This is a genomic window from Hymenobacter agri, assembly GCF_054778495.1.
Map to the genome: position 1 here is coordinate 1 of NZ_BAAGZM010001045.1, position 956 is coordinate 956.

1 pseudogene is annotated in these 956 nt (G+C 68.0%); it reads left to right on the top strand.

Annotated elements, in window-relative coordinates:
• A pseudogene (locus ACYVDE_RS24345) lies at nucleotides 1-956 on the top strand (hypothetical protein); the annotation flags it as partial.

Sequence of the window (956 nt, forward strand, 5' to 3'; positions counted from 1 at the left end):
AGGCCCCGGCCTGGCAATCGGTGGTGGGCGCGGTGCCCGGCGCTACGTTTCGCGCCGAAGTGAGCGCCACCACCACCGATGCCGCCGGCAACGTGTACCTGGTGGGCGACTTCGGTGGCACGATTCAACTGGGCGGCACTACGCTCACCAGCGCAGGCGGCGACAACACTTTCGTGGCCAAGTGGAGCCCGGTGAGCCGCAGCTTTGTGTGGGCGCTGCGTTTGGGCGGCACCGGCGACGACTACGGCCAAGCCATTGCCGTGAGCGGTGCCAATGTATACGTGGGCGGTTTCTTTCGCAGCCCCAGCCTCGCGGTGGGCGGGGCCATCGTCTTCAACACGAGCACGCCCGGCAGCAACAGCGCCGACGGCTTCGTGGTGAAAATTATTGACGCGGGCAGCAGCGCCTCATTTGGCTGGGCGCAACGCTTGGGCGGGGCCGCTTCGGAAGGCATTGATGGGCTGGTAGCGGTAGGAAGCACCGTATACGTGGCCGGGTCGTTTAGTAGCACCTCGGCCGACCTGGGCGGCACCTTCGTGACCAGCGCCGGCAGTTCCGACGCGCTGGTAGCCAAGCTGACTGATACCGGCGCCACCAACACCGTGGCCTGGGTGCAGCGCGCCGGCGGCCCCGGCTACGACGAGGCTGAGGCAATCGCCGTGGTAGGCAGCAACGTGTACCTCACCGGCGGCTTCGAGCAGAGCGCCAGCTTTGGTAGCACCGTGCTTGTGAACAGCACCGGCGGCCAGGGCCAGCCCGATGCCTTCGTGGCCAAGCTCACCGATGCGGGCACTTCGGCCGGCTTCACCTGGGCCGTGCGGGGCGGTGGTGCCAGCAGCACCTATGTGCGCGGCCTCGCTGCCAGCGGCAGCAACGTGTACGTGGTGGGCGATTTCAGCGGGCCCACGGCTACTTTCGGCAGCGCTGTGCTCACGAATGCGGGCGGCGCTGCGCGC